The organism is Rhodococcus sp. ENV425 (assembly GCF_002887785.1).
GTDB lineage: Bacteria > Actinomycetota > Actinomycetes > Mycobacteriales > Mycobacteriaceae > Rhodococcus > Rhodococcus aetherivorans.
This window is the reverse complement of the sequence record NZ_PCZU01000284.1, coordinates 7,342-24,494: the sequence shown is the minus strand read 5'-3', so window position 1 is coordinate 24,494 and position 17,153 is coordinate 7,342. Positions and strand designations below refer to the sequence as shown.

14 protein-coding genes are annotated in these 17,153 nt (G+C 71.4%); 6 read left to right on the top strand and 8 right to left on the bottom strand.

The genetic code is table 11. The features are described from left to right. Positions 1-1,244: lipase family protein (locus CQZ88_RS27255; RefSeq protein WP_258008819.1), on the top strand; the 1,244-nt coding region annotated here is incomplete at its 5' end. Positions 1,245-1,266: 22 nt separating this feature from the next. On the opposite strand, the gene hisG is transcribed toward CQZ88_RS27255, so the two are convergent. From hisG to metH, 6 genes are all read right to left on the bottom strand, one after another. After that, positions 1,267-2,130, bottom strand: coding sequence for an ATP phosphoribosyltransferase (gene hisG, locus CQZ88_RS27250; protein ID WP_006931171.1), 864 nt, complete (start codon positions 2,128-2,130; stop codon positions 1,267-1,269). Positions 2,131-2,280: 150 nt separating this feature from the next. Then, positions 2,281-2,544, bottom strand: coding sequence for a phosphoribosyl-ATP diphosphatase (locus tag CQZ88_RS27245; RefSeq protein ID WP_003937712.1), 264 nt, complete (start codon positions 2,542-2,544; stop codon positions 2,281-2,283). 77 nt (positions 2,545-2,621) lie between these two features. Continuing rightward, positions 2,622-3,509 carry a pseudouridine synthase gene (locus tag CQZ88_RS27240; protein ID WP_044475596.1) on the bottom strand — a complete coding sequence of 296 codons (888 nt, stop codon included), beginning with the start codon at positions 3,507-3,509 and terminating at the stop codon, positions 2,622-2,624. A gap of 2 nt (positions 3,510-3,511) precedes the next feature. After that, positions 3,512-4,372, bottom strand: a complete 861-nt coding sequence (locus CQZ88_RS27235) for a rhodanese-related sulfurtransferase (protein ID WP_102800578.1) — start codon at positions 4,370-4,372, stop codon at positions 3,512-3,514. A gap of 1 nt (position 4,373) precedes the next feature. After that, positions 4,374-5,063, bottom strand: coding sequence for an HAD family phosphatase (locus CQZ88_RS27230; RefSeq protein ID WP_044475593.1), 690 nt, complete (start codon positions 5,061-5,063; stop codon positions 4,374-4,376). Beyond that, positions 5,056-8,625 carry a methionine synthase gene (metH, locus tag CQZ88_RS27225; RefSeq protein ID WP_102800577.1) on the bottom strand — a complete coding sequence of 1,190 codons (3,570 nt, stop codon included), beginning with the start codon at positions 8,623-8,625 and terminating at the stop codon, positions 5,056-5,058. The genes CQZ88_RS27230 and metH overlap by 8 nt, the downstream gene beginning before the upstream one ends. Before the next feature lie 51 nt (positions 8,626-8,676). Between metH and CQZ88_RS27220 the strand changes: the two genes are divergently transcribed. From CQZ88_RS27220 to CQZ88_RS27205, 4 genes are all read left to right on the top strand, one after another. Continuing rightward, positions 8,677-9,570: a PAC2 family protein gene (locus CQZ88_RS27220; protein WP_072635267.1), complete on the top strand. Its 894-nt coding sequence runs from the start codon at positions 8,677-8,679 to the stop codon at positions 9,568-9,570. Next, on the top strand, positions 9,567-10,706 hold the full coding sequence (locus CQZ88_RS27215; RefSeq protein ID WP_102800576.1) for an MFS transporter: 1,140 nt from the start codon (positions 9,567-9,569) through the stop codon (positions 10,704-10,706). The genes CQZ88_RS27220 and CQZ88_RS27215 overlap by 4 nt, the downstream gene beginning before the upstream one ends. A 90-nt stretch (positions 10,707-10,796) precedes the next feature. Beyond that, a complete protein-coding gene (gene nirB / locus CQZ88_RS27210; protein WP_102800575.1) occupies positions 10,797-13,307 on the top strand; it encodes a nitrite reductase large subunit NirB in 2,511 nt (836 codons plus the stop codon). Then, entirely contained in the window at positions 13,304-13,639 is a 336-nt protein-coding gene (locus CQZ88_RS27205) for a Rieske (2Fe-2S) protein (RefSeq protein ID WP_006931155.1), read from the top strand. Before nirB ends, CQZ88_RS27205 begins: the two co-directional genes overlap by 4 nt. On the opposite strand, the gene CQZ88_RS27200 is transcribed toward CQZ88_RS27205, so the two are convergent. Beyond that, positions 13,626-14,522, bottom strand: a complete 897-nt coding sequence (locus CQZ88_RS27200; protein ID WP_231772827.1) for a DUF4436 family protein — start codon at positions 14,520-14,522, stop codon at positions 13,626-13,628. The two genes, CQZ88_RS27205 and CQZ88_RS27200, sit on opposite strands and share 14 nt — an antisense overlap. A 365-nt stretch (positions 14,523-14,887) precedes the next feature. Between CQZ88_RS27200 and CQZ88_RS27195 the strand changes: the two genes are divergently transcribed. After that, positions 14,888-15,973, top strand: coding sequence for a hypothetical protein (locus CQZ88_RS27195; RefSeq protein WP_029543732.1), 1,086 nt, complete (start codon positions 14,888-14,890; stop codon positions 15,971-15,973). Positions 15,974-15,979: 6 nt separating this feature from the next. Here CQZ88_RS27195 and CQZ88_RS27190 read toward each other — a convergent pair whose 3' ends face one another. Next, positions 15,980-17,038, bottom strand: coding sequence for a tyrosine-type recombinase/integrase (locus tag CQZ88_RS27190; RefSeq protein WP_258008822.1), 1,059 nt, complete (start codon positions 17,036-17,038; stop codon positions 15,980-15,982). Positions 17,039-17,153: the final 115 nt, after the last annotated feature.

The window sequence follows — 17,153 nt, the reverse complement described above, 5'->3', positions numbered from 1 at the left end:
CCCCCGGACCCACCCCGACGGCGCCCCGCCGCACCCCGGCCCGGTACCGGCGACCGGCCGTGGCGGTTCTCGCGCTGCTCGTGGCCGTCGCCGCAGCCGGCGTGGCGGTCCGCCTCCGCGCCGGCTCCCCCGTCGTCGACGCGTTCTACACCGCACCGCACCGGATGCCCGATCATCCCGGCGCGCTGCTGCGCGCCGAACCGTTCACCCGCGCCGTCCCCGACGGCGCCGAGGCCTGGCGCATCCTCTACACCACCACCCGCGACGACGACCAGCCCGCCGTGGCCAGCGCCCTGGTCGTGGTCGCGAAGAACGCCCCGCCCGGACCTCGACCGGTGATCGCCTGGGCCCACGGGACCACCGGTTTCGCCGAACCCTGTGCGCCCACCCTCCTCGACGACCCGCTCGGCGCCGGCGCCCTGCCCGCCGAGTCCGCGCTCCTCGACCGCGGCTGGGCCCTGGTGGCCACCGACTACGTCGGCCTGGGCACCGCAGGCCCGCACCCGTACCTGATCGGGCAGGGCGAAGGACGCTCGGTGCTCGACGCTGTGCGTGCGGCCCACCGCCTCGACCACCTCGACCTCGCCGACCGCACCGTCGTCTGGGGGCACTCCCAGGGCGGGCACGCGGCCCTGTGGGCGGGGCTGCTCGCCCCCACCTACGCCCCGGACACACCCGTCGCCGGGATCGCCGCGATGGCCCCCGCCAGCGACACCGTCGCGCTGACCACCGGACTCGACACCGTTCCCGGCGGCAGCGTGTTCGCCTCGTACGTCCTCGCCGCCTACACCGCGGTCTACGACGACGTCGACGGCGACACCTACGTCGGGCCCGCCGCCCGCACCCTCGTGCGCGAGATGGCGACAAGGTGCCTGTCCGAACCCGCCGTCTACGTCTCGGTCCTGTCGGCACTCTCGCTCAGTCGCGACCGGTCCGTGCTGCGCACCGACCCCACCACCGGACCCCTCGGCCGCCGCCTCGCGGAGAACGTCCCCACCGGCACGACGGCCGTGCCCGTCCTGCTCGCGCAGGGCGCCACCGATTCCCTCGTCACCGCCGCCGTGCAGGACGGCTACGTGCGCGACCGCTGCGCCGAGAACTGGGCCCTGGACTACCGCAGCTATCCCGGCCGGGACCACCTCGGGCTCGTCGCCGAGGACTCCCCGCTCGTACCCGAACTACTCACCTGGACCGAACAGCGTCTCGTCGGCATCGCCGCCCCCGGCACCTGCCCCGGGCGCTGACGCGCCGGACGCTCGGCCGCGGCTACTCGGCGCCGCGCATCGCGCGGCACGACCGGATGTCCGTCGCCAGGATCGCCCGCGCCCCGATCTCGGCGAGCCGATCCATCACCGCGTTGTGACCCTTGCGCGGCACCATCGCCCGCACCGCCACCGACGAGTCGTCGGCGAGCGGTGAGATCGTCGGCGACTCCAGACCCGGAGTGATCTGCACCGCCTCGTCGAGAACCGGCTTGGGGCAGTCGTAGTCGAGCATCACGTACTGCTGCGCGAACACCACGCCCTCGATGCGGGCGACGAGCTGGTTGCGCGCCGAATCGCCGCGGCTCGCGCCCTCCTGCTCGATCAGCACGCCCTCCGAGTCGCACAGCGACTCCCCGAACGCCACCAGATCGTGCTGGCGCAGCGTCCGGCCGGAGCCGACGACGTCGGCGATCGCGTCGGCCACCCCCAGCTGAATGGAGATCTCCACCGCGCCGTCGAGGCGGATGACCGTCGCCTCGATCCCCCGCGCCGTCAGATCACGGCGGACCAGGTTGGGGTACGACGTCGCGATCCGCAGGCCGGCGAGGTCCTCGATCTTCCAGTCCCGGCCCTTCGGCGCCGCGTAGCGGAAGGAGGAGTACCCGAACCCCAGAGCGAGCCGCTCGGTGACCGGCGCCGCCGAATCCAGCGCCAGGTCACGGCCGGTGATGCCCAGATCGAGCTCGCCGGAACCGACGTAGATGGCGATGTCCTTCGGGCGCAGGAAGAAGAACTCGACGTCGTTGACCGGGTCGATAACGGTCAGGTCGCGCGAGTCGGTGCGGCGCCGGTATCCGGCCTCGCGCAGGATTTCGGCGGCGGACTCGGACAGCGAGCCCTTGTTCGGAACTGCGACGCGCAGCATGGACGGTCCTTTCGGCAACGGTGCGAAGAGCAGGGAAGGAAAATGCGGAAGGTCTCGCGGGCACGACGGCCGGCCCCGGGGCGGCTGCCCGACGGCGAGCCGTCACACATGCCCGACGGCGAGCCGTCACAGATGCCCGACGGCGAGCCGTCACAGATGCTTGTAGACGTCCTCGAGCTTCAGACCCCGCCCGACCATCAGCACCTGCACCCAGTACAGCAACTGCGAAATCTCCTCCGCCAGCTGCTCGTCGCTCTGGTACTCGGCGGCGATCCACACCTCGCCGGCCTCCTCGATCACCTTCTTGCCCTGCGCATGGACGCCGGCGTCCAGGGCGGCAACGGTGCCGGACCCCTCGGGACGGGTGACGGCACGCTCGGACAGCTCGGCGAACAGGGAATCGAAGGTCTTCACGGGGGTTCATTGTTTCATGACCGCAGCGTGCTCCCGCACCCAGTGCCGCGACCGCCCCGGGCGCCCGGCCCGGACCGTCAGAACTCGAGGGCGAGGCCGCTGTCGAACCGGCGGCGCCGCCCGGTGCGCGGATCGTCGAACTCGACGGTCCGCGCCAGCAACCGCAGCGGATCCGAGAAATCGTCCGGCGCGCGGCGCCGGAACCGCGGATAGAAGTTGTCCCCGACGATTGGTATCCCCAGCGAGCTCAGGTGCAGCCGCAGCTGATGGGTGCGCCCGGTCCGCGGATGCAGCCGGTACCGGGCCAGGTCCCCGCGCCGGTCGAGCAGCTCGATCCGCGTCTCGGAGTTCGGCTCGCCGGGCTCCTCCACGGCCGTGAGCTCGCCGTGCCGCTTACGGATCCGGCTGCGCACCGTGCGGGGGAACTCGAGTCCCGGCCGGTACGGGGCGATCGCCTCGTACACCTTGCGCACCCGCTGCCGCTCGAACAGCTGCTGGTACGGCCCCCGCAATCCCGGATCGGTGGTGCACAGCAGCACGCCCGCCGTCATCCGGTCCAGGCGGTGCACCGGAACCAGGTCCGGCAGCCCGAGTTCCCGGCGCAGCCGCACCACCACCGTCTCCCGGATGTGCGCGCCCCGCGGGATCGTCGCCAGGAAGTGCGGCTTGTCCACGACGAGGAGCCCCTCGTCGCGGTGCAGGACCGTCACCGGGAACGGCACCGGCACCTCCGGCGGCGGCTCCCGGTAGAAGTACACGAACCGGCCCGGCTGGTACCGGGTCTGCGCGGTCACCGGCCGGCCGTGCTCGTCGACGAGCTCACCGGCCGCGACGTGGCGGTGCCAGTCCTCGCCGGGCTCGGCGCCGCGCAGGAACCCGAGGATCGTGGGGGCGGGATCGGTGACGGGCAGCCGCAGCCGGTCCGGGCCGAGACCGTCGCGTACCGGCAGCGGCGACGCAGCCACCGTCAGGGCCCGACCGGGTCCGGCACGCACGCCTCGCACACCAGGCTCAGCTCCCGGCCGTTGACGTCCGGGTGGTTGCGGTAGCGCGAGGTCGGCGCCCGGCACAGCGTGCACCGGCCCAACACCGCCGCCGCGTCCGAGAACTCGACGTTCGTGCGGCCGTCGAAGACGTACAGCGAACCCTCCCACAGCCCGTCGTCGCCGAACGTCTCCCCGTACCGGACGATGCCGCCGTCGAGCTGATACACCTGCTCGAACCCGCGGTTGCGCATCAACGCGGACAGCACCTCGCAGCGCACCCCGCCCGTGCAATAGGTCACCACCGGATGTGACTTGAGGTGGTCGTAGCGGCCGCTGTCGAGCACCGACACGAACTCGCGCGTGGTCCCCACATCCGGCACGACCGCCCCGCGGAACCGGCCGATCTCCGCCTCGAACGCGTTGCGCCCGTCGAAGAACACCACCTCGTCGCCGCGCTCGCCGATCAGCTCGTGCAGCCCGTGCGGCGACAGGTGCACCCCACCGCCGACCACCCCGTGCTCGTCGACCTTCAGCTCGTGCGGCGCCCCGAAGGTCACGATCTCCGGCCGTACCCGCACCGACAGGCGCGGAAAGTCCCGCCCCGTGCCGTCCGACCACTTGATGTCGGCGTCGGCGAACGGCGCGTATGCGCGGGTGCCGCGCACGTACCGCTTGACGTCGGCGATGTCGCCCCCGACGGTGGCGTTGATGCCGTGCTCGGAGATCAGGATGCGACCGGTGAGATCGTTCGACGCCGCCAGGGTGTGCTGCCACAAGCGGATCGCCTCCGGATCGGCCAGCGGCGTGAACCGATAGAACAACACGATCTTCGGGATCGCCACCTCAGCACGCCCCCGGCAGGTGCAGCGCGTGCAGGTCCGCGACGGTCAGCCCGTCCAGGGTCTCGCGGAACACCCGCCGTGGCGAGGTCGGCACCTCCGTCAGCGACGGCACCACGAGCACCGTGCAGCCCGCGGCCTCCGCCGCCGCCGCCCCGGTGGGCGAGTCCTCCACCGCCAGGCACTGCGCCGGCTCGAGCCCCAGCAGCTGCGCCGCCCGCAGGTACGGAGCCGGATCCGGCTTGCCGGCCGGCACCTCGTCGCCGCACACCGAATGGTCGAAGTGCTCGCGCCCGAGCGTGTCCAGGGCGAACTCGCACAACGTCCGGTCGGTGTTGGTCACCAGCGCCGACCCGAGCCCGGCGGCGCGCACGGCCCCCAGCGTCCGACGCGCCCCGGGCCGCCACGGCAGCCCCTGCGCGAACAGCTCCCCCATGCGCCCGTACAGCCACGCCTTCGCCGCGGCCAGGGCGTCGGGATCCGGTTCGAGATCCAGCGACGCGAACACCGTCCGCAATGCGAACGCGCTCGACGCCCCGATCGTCGCCCGCCGTGTCTCGTCCGCCATCGGCCCGCCCAGGCGCAGCGACAGCTCCCGGATCCCGATGTCCCACAGCGTTTCCGATTCGAGCAGGGTGCCGTCCATGTCCCACAGGACGGCCCGCAGCGTCGACGTGGTCACCGCACTAGACATTGAAGTACTTCGCCTCCGGGTGATGCAGGACGAACGCGTCGGTGGACTGCTCCGGATGCAGCTGCAGCTCCTCCGACAGCTCCACCCCGATCCGGCCCGGTTCGAGCAGCTCGACCAGCTTGACGCGGTCCTCGAGATTCGGGCACGCCCCGTACCCGAACGCGAACCGCGCCCCGCGGTAGCCGAGCTTGAAGAACTCGGCCACGTCCGCCGGATCCTCCTCGGCCAGGGTGTGGCCGCCGGCGAGCACCAGCTCCTCCCGGACTCGCCGGTGCCAGTACTCGGCCAGCGCCTCGGTCAGCTGCACACCGATGCCGTGCACCTCCAGATAGTCCCGGTAGGAGTTCGACGCGAACAACTCGTTCGCGAAGTCCGCGATCGGCTGCCCCATCGTCACCAGCTGGAACGGCAGCACGTCCACCTGCCCCTCGGCCCGCGCATCCGCCCGCGACCGCACGAAGTCGGCGATGCACAGGAACCGGCCGCGCTGCTGCCGCGGATACGTGAACCGGTAGCGCTCGGCGGCATCCGGATGCGGCTCCGCCAGCACCACCACGTCGTCGCCCTCCGACACCGCCGGGAAGTACCCGTACACCACCGCAGCGTGCGCCAGGATCCCCTCGGTGGACAGCCGGTCCAGCCAGTACCGCAGCCGCGGCCGGCCCTCGGTCTCCACCAGCTCCTCGTAGGTGGGCCCGTCCCCGGTGCGCTGCCCGCGCAGCCCCCACTGCCCCAGGAACAGCGCCCGCTCGTCGATCAGGCCGGCGTAGTCGGCCAGCGCCACCCCCTTGACCACCCGGGTGCCCCAGAACGGCGGGGTGGGCACCTCGAGGTCGGCGGCCACATCGGAGCGCTCCGGGACCTCGACCGGCGTCTCGGCGGCCTTGCGCTTCTCCGCGATCCGCCGCGACCGCTCGTGCCGGGCCTTGCGCTCGGCGGCCTTCTCCCGCGCCGCGATCGCCTCCGGGCTGTCCGCCGCCGGGCCCTCGCCGCGCTTGACGGCCATGACCCGGTCCATCAGATGCAGGCCCTCGAACGCATCACGCGCGTAGGACACCTGCCCCTCGTAGATCTCGGCCAGGTCGTTCTCCACGTAGGAGCGGGTCAGCGCGGCACCCCCGAGCAGCACCGGGAACCGGTCCGCCACCCCGCGATGGTTGAGCTCCTCGAGGTTCTCCTTCATCACCACGGTCGACTTCACCAACAGCCCGGACATGCCGATCACGTCGGCGTTCTTGTCCACCGCCGCGTCCAGGATCGTCGCGATCGGCTGCTTGATGCCGAGGTTGACCACCTCGTAGCCGTTGTTGCTCAAGATGATGTCGACGAGGTTCTTGCCGATGTCGTGCACGTCGCCCTTGACGGTGGCCAGCACAATCCGGCCCTTGCCCTCGTCGCCGGTGGACTCCATGTGCGGCTCGAGATGCGCGACCGCCGCCTTCATCACCTCGGCGGACTGCAACACGAACGGCAGCTGCATCTGCCCCGAGCCGAACAGCTCCCCGACCGTCTTCATCCCCGACAGCAGCGTGTCGTTGATGATCGCCAACGGCGGGGTCGTCTGCATCGCCTCGTCCAGATCCGCCTCGAGCCCGTTGCGCTCGCCGTCGACGATCCGCCGCTCGAGCCGCTCGAACAGCGGCAGCGCGGCCAGCTCCTGCGCGCGGGACTCCCGCGACGACGCCGCCGACACCCCCTCGAACAGCGCCATCAGCTTCTGCAGCGGGTCGTAACCCTCGCGCCGCCGGTCGTACACCAGATCCAGCGCCGTCTCGCGCTGCTCGTCCGGGATCCGCGCCATCGGCAGGATCTTCGACGCGTGCACGATCGCCGTGTCCAGCCCCGCCTGCACACACTCGTGCAGGAACACCGAGTTCAGCACCTGCCGCGCCGCGGGGTTCAGGCCGAACGACACATTCGAGATGCCCAGGGTGAAGTGCACCCGCGGATGCCGCCGCTTGATCTCGCGGATCGCCTCGATCGTCTCGATGGCGTCCCGGCGGACCTCCTCCTGACCGGTGGAGATCGGGAACGTCAGGGCGTCGACGATGATGTCCTCCTCGCCGAGCCCCCACCTGCCGGTCAGATCCGCGATCAGCCGCTCGGCGATACGCACCTTGTGCTCGGCGGTGCGGGCCTGGCCCTCCTCGTCGATGGTCAACGCCACCACCGCGGCGCCGTGCTCGACGACGTGCTCCATGATCCGCTCGAACCGCGAACCGGGGCCGTCGCCGTCCTCGTAGTTCACCGAGTTCACCGCGCACCGGCCCCCGAGATGCTCGAGGCCGGCCCGGATCACGTCCGGCTCCGTCGAGTCGATCATGATCGGCAACGTCGACGCCGTCGCCAGCCGGCCCGCCAGGTCCGCCATGTCGACGGCGCCGTCGCGGCCCACATAGTCCACGTTCAGATCCAGCAGGTGCGCGCCGTCGCGGATCTGGTCCTTCGCGATGTCCAGGCACTTCTGGTGGTCCCCGGCGAGCATCGCCTCCCGGAACGCCTTCGACCCGTTCGAATTGGTGCGCTCCCCGATCATCAGGATCGACGAGTCCTGCTCGAACGGCACCGCCGAGTACAGCGACGACACGCCCGGCTCCGGCCGGGGGCCGCGCTCGGCGCGCTCGGTCGCGTGCACCGCCTCGGCGACCTGCCGGATGTGCTCGGGGGTGGTGCCGCAGCAGCCGCCGACCAGCGCCAGACCGAACTCGGCGACGAATCCGCTCAGCGCCTCCGCCAGCTCTTCCGGCGTCAACGGGTACTCGGCGCCGTTCGCTCCCAGCACCGGCAGGCCCGCGTTCGGCATCACCGACACCGGCAACCGGGCGTGCTTGGACAGATGCCGCAGGTGCTCGCTCATCTCCTCCGGGCCGGTCGCACAGTTCAGCCCGATCAGATCGATGCCCAGGGGTTCGAGCGCCGTCAGGGCCGCCCCGATCTCGCTGCCGAGCAGCATCGTGCCGGTCGTCTCCATCGTCACGTGGGTGACGATCGGGATGCGCCGGCCCGCCCGCTCCATCGCGCGGCGGCTGCCGACGATCGCGGCCTTCGCCTGCAGCAGGTCCTGACAGGTTTCGACGAGGATGGCGTCGGCGCCGCCGTCGAGCATGCCCAGCGCCGACTCGGTGTAGGCGTCGCGCAGCGTGGCGAACGGGGCGTGACCGAGGGTGGGCAGCTTCGTGCCCGGACCCATCGAGCCGAGCACGAACCGGCCCATGCCGTCCGGGCCGGGACCCATCTCGTCGGCCACCTCCCGGGCCAGGCGGGCGCCGCGTTCGGACAGGTCACGGATGCGATCGGCGATGTCGTAGTCGGCGAGATTGGGCAGGTTGCAGCCGAAGGTGTTGGTGGAAATGGCATCCGCCCCGGCCTCGAAGTACGCCCGGTGGATCCCCCGGATGACGTCGGGCCGGGAGTCGTTGAGAATCTCGTTGCACCCCTCGAGGCCGCGGAAGTCGTCCAGACTCAGATCCGCGGCCTGCAACATCGTGCCCATCGCCCCGTCTCCCACGACAACGCGCTGCGAAAGCGCATCGAGCAAGGCAGAGTGCAATGGGGTGGACATGCGCTCCAGACTAGTGGGCGGCCCGTCCGGCTCTCGCCGTAGGCTGGACAGGTGAGTGCAAGCGAGTTCGCCGAGACCCCGGAACCGGACGTGCCGACCCTGCGTGACCCGGTGCTGGTCGCCGCGTTCGAAGGGTGGAACGACGCCGGGGACGCGGCCAGCGGCGCCGTCGAACACCTCGAGCTCATCTGGGACGCCGAACCGTTCGCCGAACTGGACTCCGAGGACTACTACGACTACCAGGTCAACCGCCCCATGGTGCGTCTCGTCGACGGCGTCACCCGCGAGATCGAATGGCCCGCCACCCGCCTGTCGGTGTGCTCACCCCCCGGCAGCGACCGCGACGTGGTGCTGCTGCGCGGCATCGAACCCAACATGCGCTGGCGCAGCTTCTGCGACGCCATCATCGAGCTCGCCGACGAGATCGGCGTGCACACCGTCGTCATCCTCGGCGCCCTGCTCGCCGACACCCCGCACACCCGGCCCGTCCCCGTCACCGGCACCGCCTACAGCACCGACGCCGCCAAACGCTTCAACCTGGAAGGCTCCCGGTACGAGGGCCCCACCGGCATCGCCGGGGTCCTGCAGGATGCGTGTGTCCGCGCCGGCGTGCCCGCCGTGTCGTTCTGGGCCGCCGTCCCCCACTACGTGTCGCAACCCCCCAACCCCAAGGCCACCGTCGCGCTGCTGCGCCGTGTCGAGGACGTCCTCGACCTCGAGGTGCCTCTCGGCGAACTGCCGATCCTCGCCGAAGAGTGGGAACAGACCGTCACCGCGATGACGGAGGACGATGAGGAGATCGCCGAATACGTGCGGGCCCTCGAGGAACGCGGCGACGCCGAATCCGACATCTCCGAGGTCATCGCCAAGATCGACGGCGACGCCCTCGCCGCCGAATTCGAACGCTACCTGCGGCGACGGGGCCCCGGCGGCTTCACCCAGTGAGCGCGGCACGCGCCTCGCTGCAGCGTGCCGCCCTCTACGCCGGAGGATTCCTCGGACCCTTCGGCGGTGGAGTCGTGGCGTCCGTGCTGCCGGAGATCGGCGCGGCCACCGGCGTGAGCGCCGGCGCGGCCGCGAGCACGCTCACCGCGTACCTCGGGCCGTTCGCGCTGACCATGCTCGTCTCCGGCACCCTCGGGGCACGGTGGGGACGGGTCCGCACCGTCCGCACGGCGTACATCGCGTACACCTGCGCGTCGCTGGCGTCCGCGCTCGCCCCGACCCTCGGGCTGCTGCTCGCGTCCCGCGCGTTGCAGGGCGTGGCCAACGCCTTCACCACCCCGCTGCTGCTCGCCGCGCTCGCCGCGATCGTGCCGCGGGCGCGGCTGGGCCGCGCCCTGGGCCTGTTCGGGGCGATGCAGGCCGCCGGGCAGACCTCGGCCCCGCTCGTCGGGGGCCTGGCCGCCGAGGTCGACTGGCGGTGGGCGTTCGTCGTGATCGCCGCCGCCGCCGCCGTCCTCGCCGTGATCGGGCTGCCCGAACAGCTGACCGCCCCCACCGGAGAGCCGCCGCCGCGGCTGCGCGACGCGCTGCGCCCCGACGTGTTGCGCATCGGTGTCGTCGCACTGCTCGGCTGGGGCGCCCTCGGCGGCCTGAACTTCCTGCTCGCCTTCCGCGCCGAGGACGTCTTCGGCCTGACCCCCACCCAGCGGGGCCTGCTCCTGACCGGATTCGGGGTCGCCGGCATCCTCACCGCCCGCCGCGTCGGCACCCTCATCGACCGCATCGGCGCCCGCCGCACCGTCCTGCTCGGCGCACTCGCCGGCGCCGCCCTCGTCGTCGTCGCCGGCACCGCCGGACTGCTGTGGCTGGTCGCGGCCGCCTGGTTCGTCGCCGGCATCGCCTCGCAGTGCGTGCTCGTCGGTGTCAACGCCGCGGTCCTCGGCTCCCGGGGCCGCAACCGCGGCGGCGCCGTCTCCGTGGTGCAGGCCTTCCGGTTCTCCGGCGGCGCCGTCGCCCCGCTGGCGCTGACGCCGCTCTATGCCGCGGCGCCGGTCGCGAGCTTCGTCGTGCCCGCCCTCGTGCTCGCCGTCGTCGCCCCGCTGGCGATGCCACGCCGCGACACCGCCCCCGGCTGACACCCCCACCCCGGCGGCGGTGAGCACTTCCTGACCGCCGCGTAACCCCGGTGCCGCCGATCCGTCACCGCCCCCGGCAACCCTGGACGCATGACCCCAACCGCGTCGCACCCCCACGGCCCGCGCCGACGGCTGCTCGTCGTCGGCAACGGCATGGCCGGCGCCCGCACCGTCGAGGAGATCCTCGCGCGCGGCGGCCGGGACCAGTTCGAGATCACGATGATCGGCGACGAGCCGTACGGCAACTACAACCGGATCATGCTCTCCCACGTGCTGGCCGGCCAGGCCGACGTCGACGACGCCGAACTCGTCCTCAACCCCATGAGCTGGTACCGGGAGAACGGAGTCACCCTCCACGCCGGCGACCGCGCGACCCACCTCGACCGGTTCGGCAAGGTCGTCACGTGCGAATCCGGCCGGCAGGTCCCCTACGACCTGCTCGTCGTCGCGACCGGGTCGAACACCTTCTTCCCCAACATGGACGGCCTGCGCGAACCCGACGGCCGGCTCGGCCGCGGCGTCTTCGGCTTCCGCACCCTCGCCGACACCAACGGCATGCTGCAGATGGCCGACGCCCACGACGACGTCCGCGCCGTCGTCGTCGGCGGCGGCCTGCTCGGCCTCGAAGCCGCCTACGGGCTGCGCACCCAGGGCCTGACCGTCACCGTGGTGCACTCGCCCACCCACCTGATGAACCAGCAACTCGACGAACGCGGCGGCCGGGTGCTGCGCACCGAGATCGAGAAACTCGGCATCACCGTCCACACCGGTACCCGCACCACCGCCGTCCTGCGCGACGACCACAGCCGGGTCACCGGCGTGCAGTTCGCCGACGGCACCGTCGTCGACACCGACATGGTCGTGGTCACCGCCGGCATCCGCCCCAACACCGAATTCGCCCGTGCCGGCGGCATCGTCGTCGAACGCGGCATCGTCGTCGACGACCAGATGCGCTGCGAAGAGGAGTCGAGCATCTACGCCGTCGGCGAGTGCGCCCAGCACCGCGGCGAGGTGTACGGCCTGGTCGCCCCGGTATGGGAGCAGGCGGTCGTCCTCGCCGAGCACCTCACCGGTGCGAATGCGCACGCCGCCTACCAGGGATCCCGCACCAGCACCAAGCTCAAGGTCGCCGGCATCGACGTCGCCTCGATGGGGATCAAGGAACCCGAGCACGAGGACGACGAGTTCGTCCAGTTCTACGATCCGCGCAGCGGCATCTACAAGAGCATCGTCGTGCGCGACGGCCGGCTCGTCGGCGCGATGCTGCTCGGCGACGTGAGCAAGGCCGCCACCCTCGCCCAGGCCTTCGACGGCAAGCTCGAGATCCCGGCGGACCGCGCGGCGCTGCTGTTCGACCTCGGCGACCCGCAGGGCGCCGACGTCGCCGCAGACCTGCCGGACGAGACCCAGGTGTGCAACTGCAACGGCGTCAGCAAGGGCGACATCGTCGCGTGCGTCCACGACGGCGCCGACACCCTCGTGCAGGTGTGCGCCCGCACCCGCGCCGGGAAGGGCTGCGGCTCGTGCAAGGGCCTGGTCGCCGACATCGTCGCCTGCGCCGCCGGCGGCGCCCTCGCCGAGGACCCCGCCGCGAACTGGTACGTGCCGTGCATCCCGCTCGCCAAACCGGACCTGATCGCCGAGATCCGCCGCCGCGACCTGCGCGCGGTCTCCCAGGTCTTCGCCGAACTCGCCACCGGCGGTCGCGAGGATGCCACTGCCAAGATGCCGCTCGCGTCGCTGCTGCGTACCGTGTGGGGCCCCGACTGGGTCGACGAACGGGGTGCGCTGTTCATCAACGACCGTGTCCATGCCAACATCCAGCGCGACGGCACCTTCTCCGTGGTGCCGCAGATGAAGGGCGGGGTCACCACCCCGGACCAGCTGCGCCGCATCGCCGACGTCGCCGACAAGTACGGCGTGCCCATGGTCAAGGTCACCGGCGGCCAACGCATCGACCTGCTCGGCATCCGCAAGGAGGACCTGCCCAAGGTGTGGGCCGACCTGGACATGCCCTCCGGATACGCCTACGGCAAGAGCTTCCGCACTGTCAAGACCTGTGTCGGCAGCGACTTCTGCCGGTTCGGTCTCGGCGACTCGACCGCCCTCGGCATCGCGCTCGAGGAGCGCTTCCAGGGGCTCGAGACACCCGCCAAGCTGAAACTCGCCGTGGCCGGATGCCCCCGCAACTGCTCGGAGGCGCTGTGCAAGGACTTCGGCGTCGTCGCGGTCGGCGACGGCCGCTGGGAGATCTACGTCGGCGGCGCCGCCGGCGCCCACGTCCGCAAGGGCGACCTGCTCGCCACCGTCGGCTCCGGCGAAGAAGTCCTCGCCCTCGCCGGCCGGTTCATCCAGCACTACCGCGAGAACGCCAAGTGGCTCGAACGGACCTACGACTTCGTGCCCCGCATCGGCATCGACCGGCTCCAGGCACTGCTGGTCCGAGACGAGGAGGACATCGTGACCGGACTCGACGAACGCATCGGCACGGCCGTGGCGGGATACCGGGACCCCTGGCTCGAACGGACCACCCCGAAGTCGCCGGCGCAGTTCAGCCCCGCGCTGCCGTTGCTCCCGCTGCCGCAGGTGCCGGTCCGATGACCACGACCGAAAGCCGGACCACCGCAATGGAGTACGCGGTCGGCGCGTTGACCGACCTGACCCCGGGCGAAGGCCGCACGTACACGGTGGGCGGACGGCAGATCGCCGTGTTCCTGCTCGGCGACGGCGCCGTCCGAGCCCTGGACGCGGTGTGCCCGCACCGGGGCGGACCGCTCGCCGACGGACAGATCGACGACGACCTCGTCGTATGCCCCCTGCACCAGTACGCGTTCGTGTTCGACACCGGCCGATGCACCGCGCCCGGCATCGACCCGGTCCGCACCTACCCGGCGCGCGTGCACGACGGGCGGATCGTCGTCACCGTCGGGTGAGCGAGGGGTGGCTGTCGCGCCACCAGCAGAACACGTACAGCGTCAGAGCCGCGACGAGGGCGGTGACCACCCACATGGTCACCGCCACGTCGACCCACGACCCGATCGGCGGTGAGCCCGGCAGGATGCCCCGCAGCGGCACCACCGCGAACAGCATCGCCGCCATCCACGCCAGCATGTCGGTCTCCACCGCGCGGCGCCGCCGGAACGTCTGTACCGCGACGAACGCGGCCAGGACCGCGAGGACAACCATCATCAGCAGCAGGATCGCCGCGTACACGAGAGTGCCTCCGGTGCGCGTGAACACCACCTCGGTGCCGTCGACGCCATCGGGAAAGCCGAGCTCCGGAGCGGCGACGACGGTCCCCTGGTCGATCGCCCACCCGTCGATGCGGCCGTCGATCAACACGTCCGACGGCACCGGTTCTCGCTCCGACCCCTCCCCCACATCGGCCTCCACGACGACCGGCGTGACATCGAAGGTGTCGAACGGCCAGCGGATCGCCTGGCCGCGCGCAAGCAGTTCCACCGGGTAGCCGACGGGCACGGAATGGGCCGGGAAGAACAACTCCGACTGTGAGACGGCCGGCACGAGCAACACACTCAGCGGCACGGCGAGCGTGGCCCCGTTCGCATCGAGAAACGAGTCCCCGGGATAGATGGTGACCTCCGCATGCACCCGGTCGACCGTCGGCTGCAGCGACTTCATCGTCACCACCACGAGCACCGAGTCGGCATCGACGTCAACCGGCCGCCATTCCCGCGACTCGTGCGTGCTCACCCCGAACAGGACGAGTACGCCCAGGTATGCGGCCGTCACCGCCGCCCCGAGCGACACCAGCAGAGTCCGGCGAGACGGGCGATTCGGACGTGGCGCAGGCATTCCCGGACTGTAGCCCGCTGGGCCGCCGCCGCCGCGTTTGTTCTTGGCGTATTTGGGTGCGGTTTTGTCGTGAAGTGAGGGTGATTTCGGTATTTTTTTTATTTCCGTCAGACTCAGAATATGGATACTACAAAGCGCCAGTCGAGAGCAGGAACCCTCGACTCACCCCAGCCGGCGGCCCGACCCCCTCCTCACGCGTCCGTTCCGCCGTTCCGTCTCCCCCGATCGAATCGGGTTGCCCTCCGGATCAAGATGTCGTGGTGGGGTGCGTGTTGCGGTCTCCTCCCCTGGTCGGGTCGGCCGGATGGCGGTGTGTTCGTGAATTGAAGAGCTTCCGTGTCGTACCGATTACCTATTGTGAAGACATGACAGCATCCGCCCAGCCCACAGAACCGGTCGACAGCGCGCTGGGGCCCCGCCCGGAGCGCCCCATCGACATCTACCGTCGCTCGATCGCCGTGGTGGAAGCGTGTCTGCCCCTGGGCTGGACTGCCACGTCCGACCGCCCCCGCTCCCCTGCCGCCCCCGAGCGCATCCTCGTGACCGCACCCGACGGCGAGTCGGTGTCGTACGCCGTCATCGCGTCCCGCGGAGTGCTCAGCGGGGACGTCGCGCGCATCGCCGCCGAACTGTCCGAGTCCGACCGGGGATTCGTGTGCGCGCACTACCTTTCCGATCCGGTGCGGCGCCAGCTCGACCAGCACGGCATCTCGTACTCCGACGCGACCGGGAATCTCACGCTCGTCGCGTCCCGGCCGGCGATCTGGGTGCGCAACCGGGGCGCCGACGCCGACCCATGGCGCGGGCCCGGCCGTCCGTCGGGCGTGCTCACCGGTGAACCGTCCGAGCGAGTCGTCCGGGCACTTGCCGACTTCACCGGCGAGATGTCGGTGCCGGAACTGATCCGGCTGTCGGGCGCCTCCACCGGCGCCACCTACCGTGTCGTCGAGGTACTCGGGGAGCGGGAGCTGATCCGCCGCATTCCGCGCGGTCCGATCACCATGGTGCACTGGGAGAAGATGCTGCGAGCCTGGGCAGCGGACCGCAAACCCTGTACCACAAGGGGGTTCGCCGCACCGGACGGCGTCGGCACCGTACGGGCCGATCTCTCCGAACCGCTCGACCTGAGCTATGCGATCACCGGCCTCGGCGCCACCGACTACGCGGCCGCCGATCTTCTCGAGGTGTACGCCGACGACCCGGATGCGTTCGCCCAGGCACTCGGTCTGCGCCCCGTCGATCGCGGAGCCGACGTCGTGGTGGCCACGCCGTGGTCGTCGGTGGTGTTCGAGCGGATGCAGCGGCGCGACGGCCTGCGCTTCGCGGCACCGTCCCAGGTCTATGCAGACCTGCTGGCCGGACCGTTCCGCAACCTGAACGCCGCCGAACATCTACTGGCGGCGCTCACCGCCGACCAGAGCGCCTGGCGCCGACCCGTCGGTCGCACCTGACCGCGGTCAGAGGCCCAGCGTGGTGACGGCATTGCCGACGAGTCCGGCGTGCTGGCGGCTGTAGAGCGCCACCATCCGCTCGTCGGAATGCCCCGTCTGCGTCATGATCGTCTGAGTCGTGGCTCCGTTGCGGACGGCCTGGGTGACGAACCCGGCGCGCAGGCTGTGCCCGCCGAGCGTGGCGACCACCTCGGCGGCGAACCCGGCCTGCCGCGCCCGCCGCTGGATCATCGAGTGCACCGACTGCCCGCTCAGGGCACCGCTCCCGACGGCACCGGTGCGGTGGATCGTGCGGAACAGGGGCCGCTCGGCACGCCCCTCCCCCGGCGCCACACCGCGGCAGCAGTGCTCGTCGCCGGCGGCACGATCGTCGGTCAACAGCTCCCGGACCGCGGCCCCACCGTCCGCGTCCCACACGTCGAGCACCTCGCGCCAGCGCCGGTAGGCGCACACCGGACAGGTCCGCGGATCGCGGCCGTACGGAAGCGTGACGGTGCGTCCGCGTGCGTCGCGGTCCGCCTTCGATCGGCGGATCGTCACGTACAGCCCGTCGGACCGATGGGCGACGACGTCGGAGGTGGTGAGGGCGGACAGCTCCGACCGCCGCATCGCGCCGGCCAGTCCGAGCAGCAGCAGGGCGGAGTCGCGGCGCTCGGCTACGCGGTCCGGCCACTCGGTGGCGCCGGCGCGCATCGCTCCGACGATCGCACGGATGTCGTCGGTGAGCAGTGGGGTGCGGCGTGCCGGGGGCGTCGCACGGGTCCGCCGGATGCCGCGCACCACGTCGCGCACCGTCTCGTGGTGTCCCGGTTTCGGCAGGCCTGCGAGGGCGTGCACCTTGTTGATCGTCGCGACCCACCGCGCGAGGGTCGACGGGGCGTAGGCCCAGCGCCCGTCGGGTCGAAGCTCGCCCGCCTTCTCGGTCAGGTACCAGCCCACGAGTTCGGGTGGCGCCGGTAGCGGCACGTGGCCCACGGCGTCGCACCACCGGGCGAACTTGCTCCAGTCGCTGGTCAAGGCCGCTCGGGTGTTGTCCGACGCGGCCTTGGCTCGGAGTCGGCGCATCGCCTCCTCCACCCCGGCGGGAAGTACCGGCGTGGAGATCGACGCCTCGAGGGACGCGTTGCCCGGCAACTGATTCGTCACGGTGACACCCCTCCTCATGCCGAGTCGACCGCCT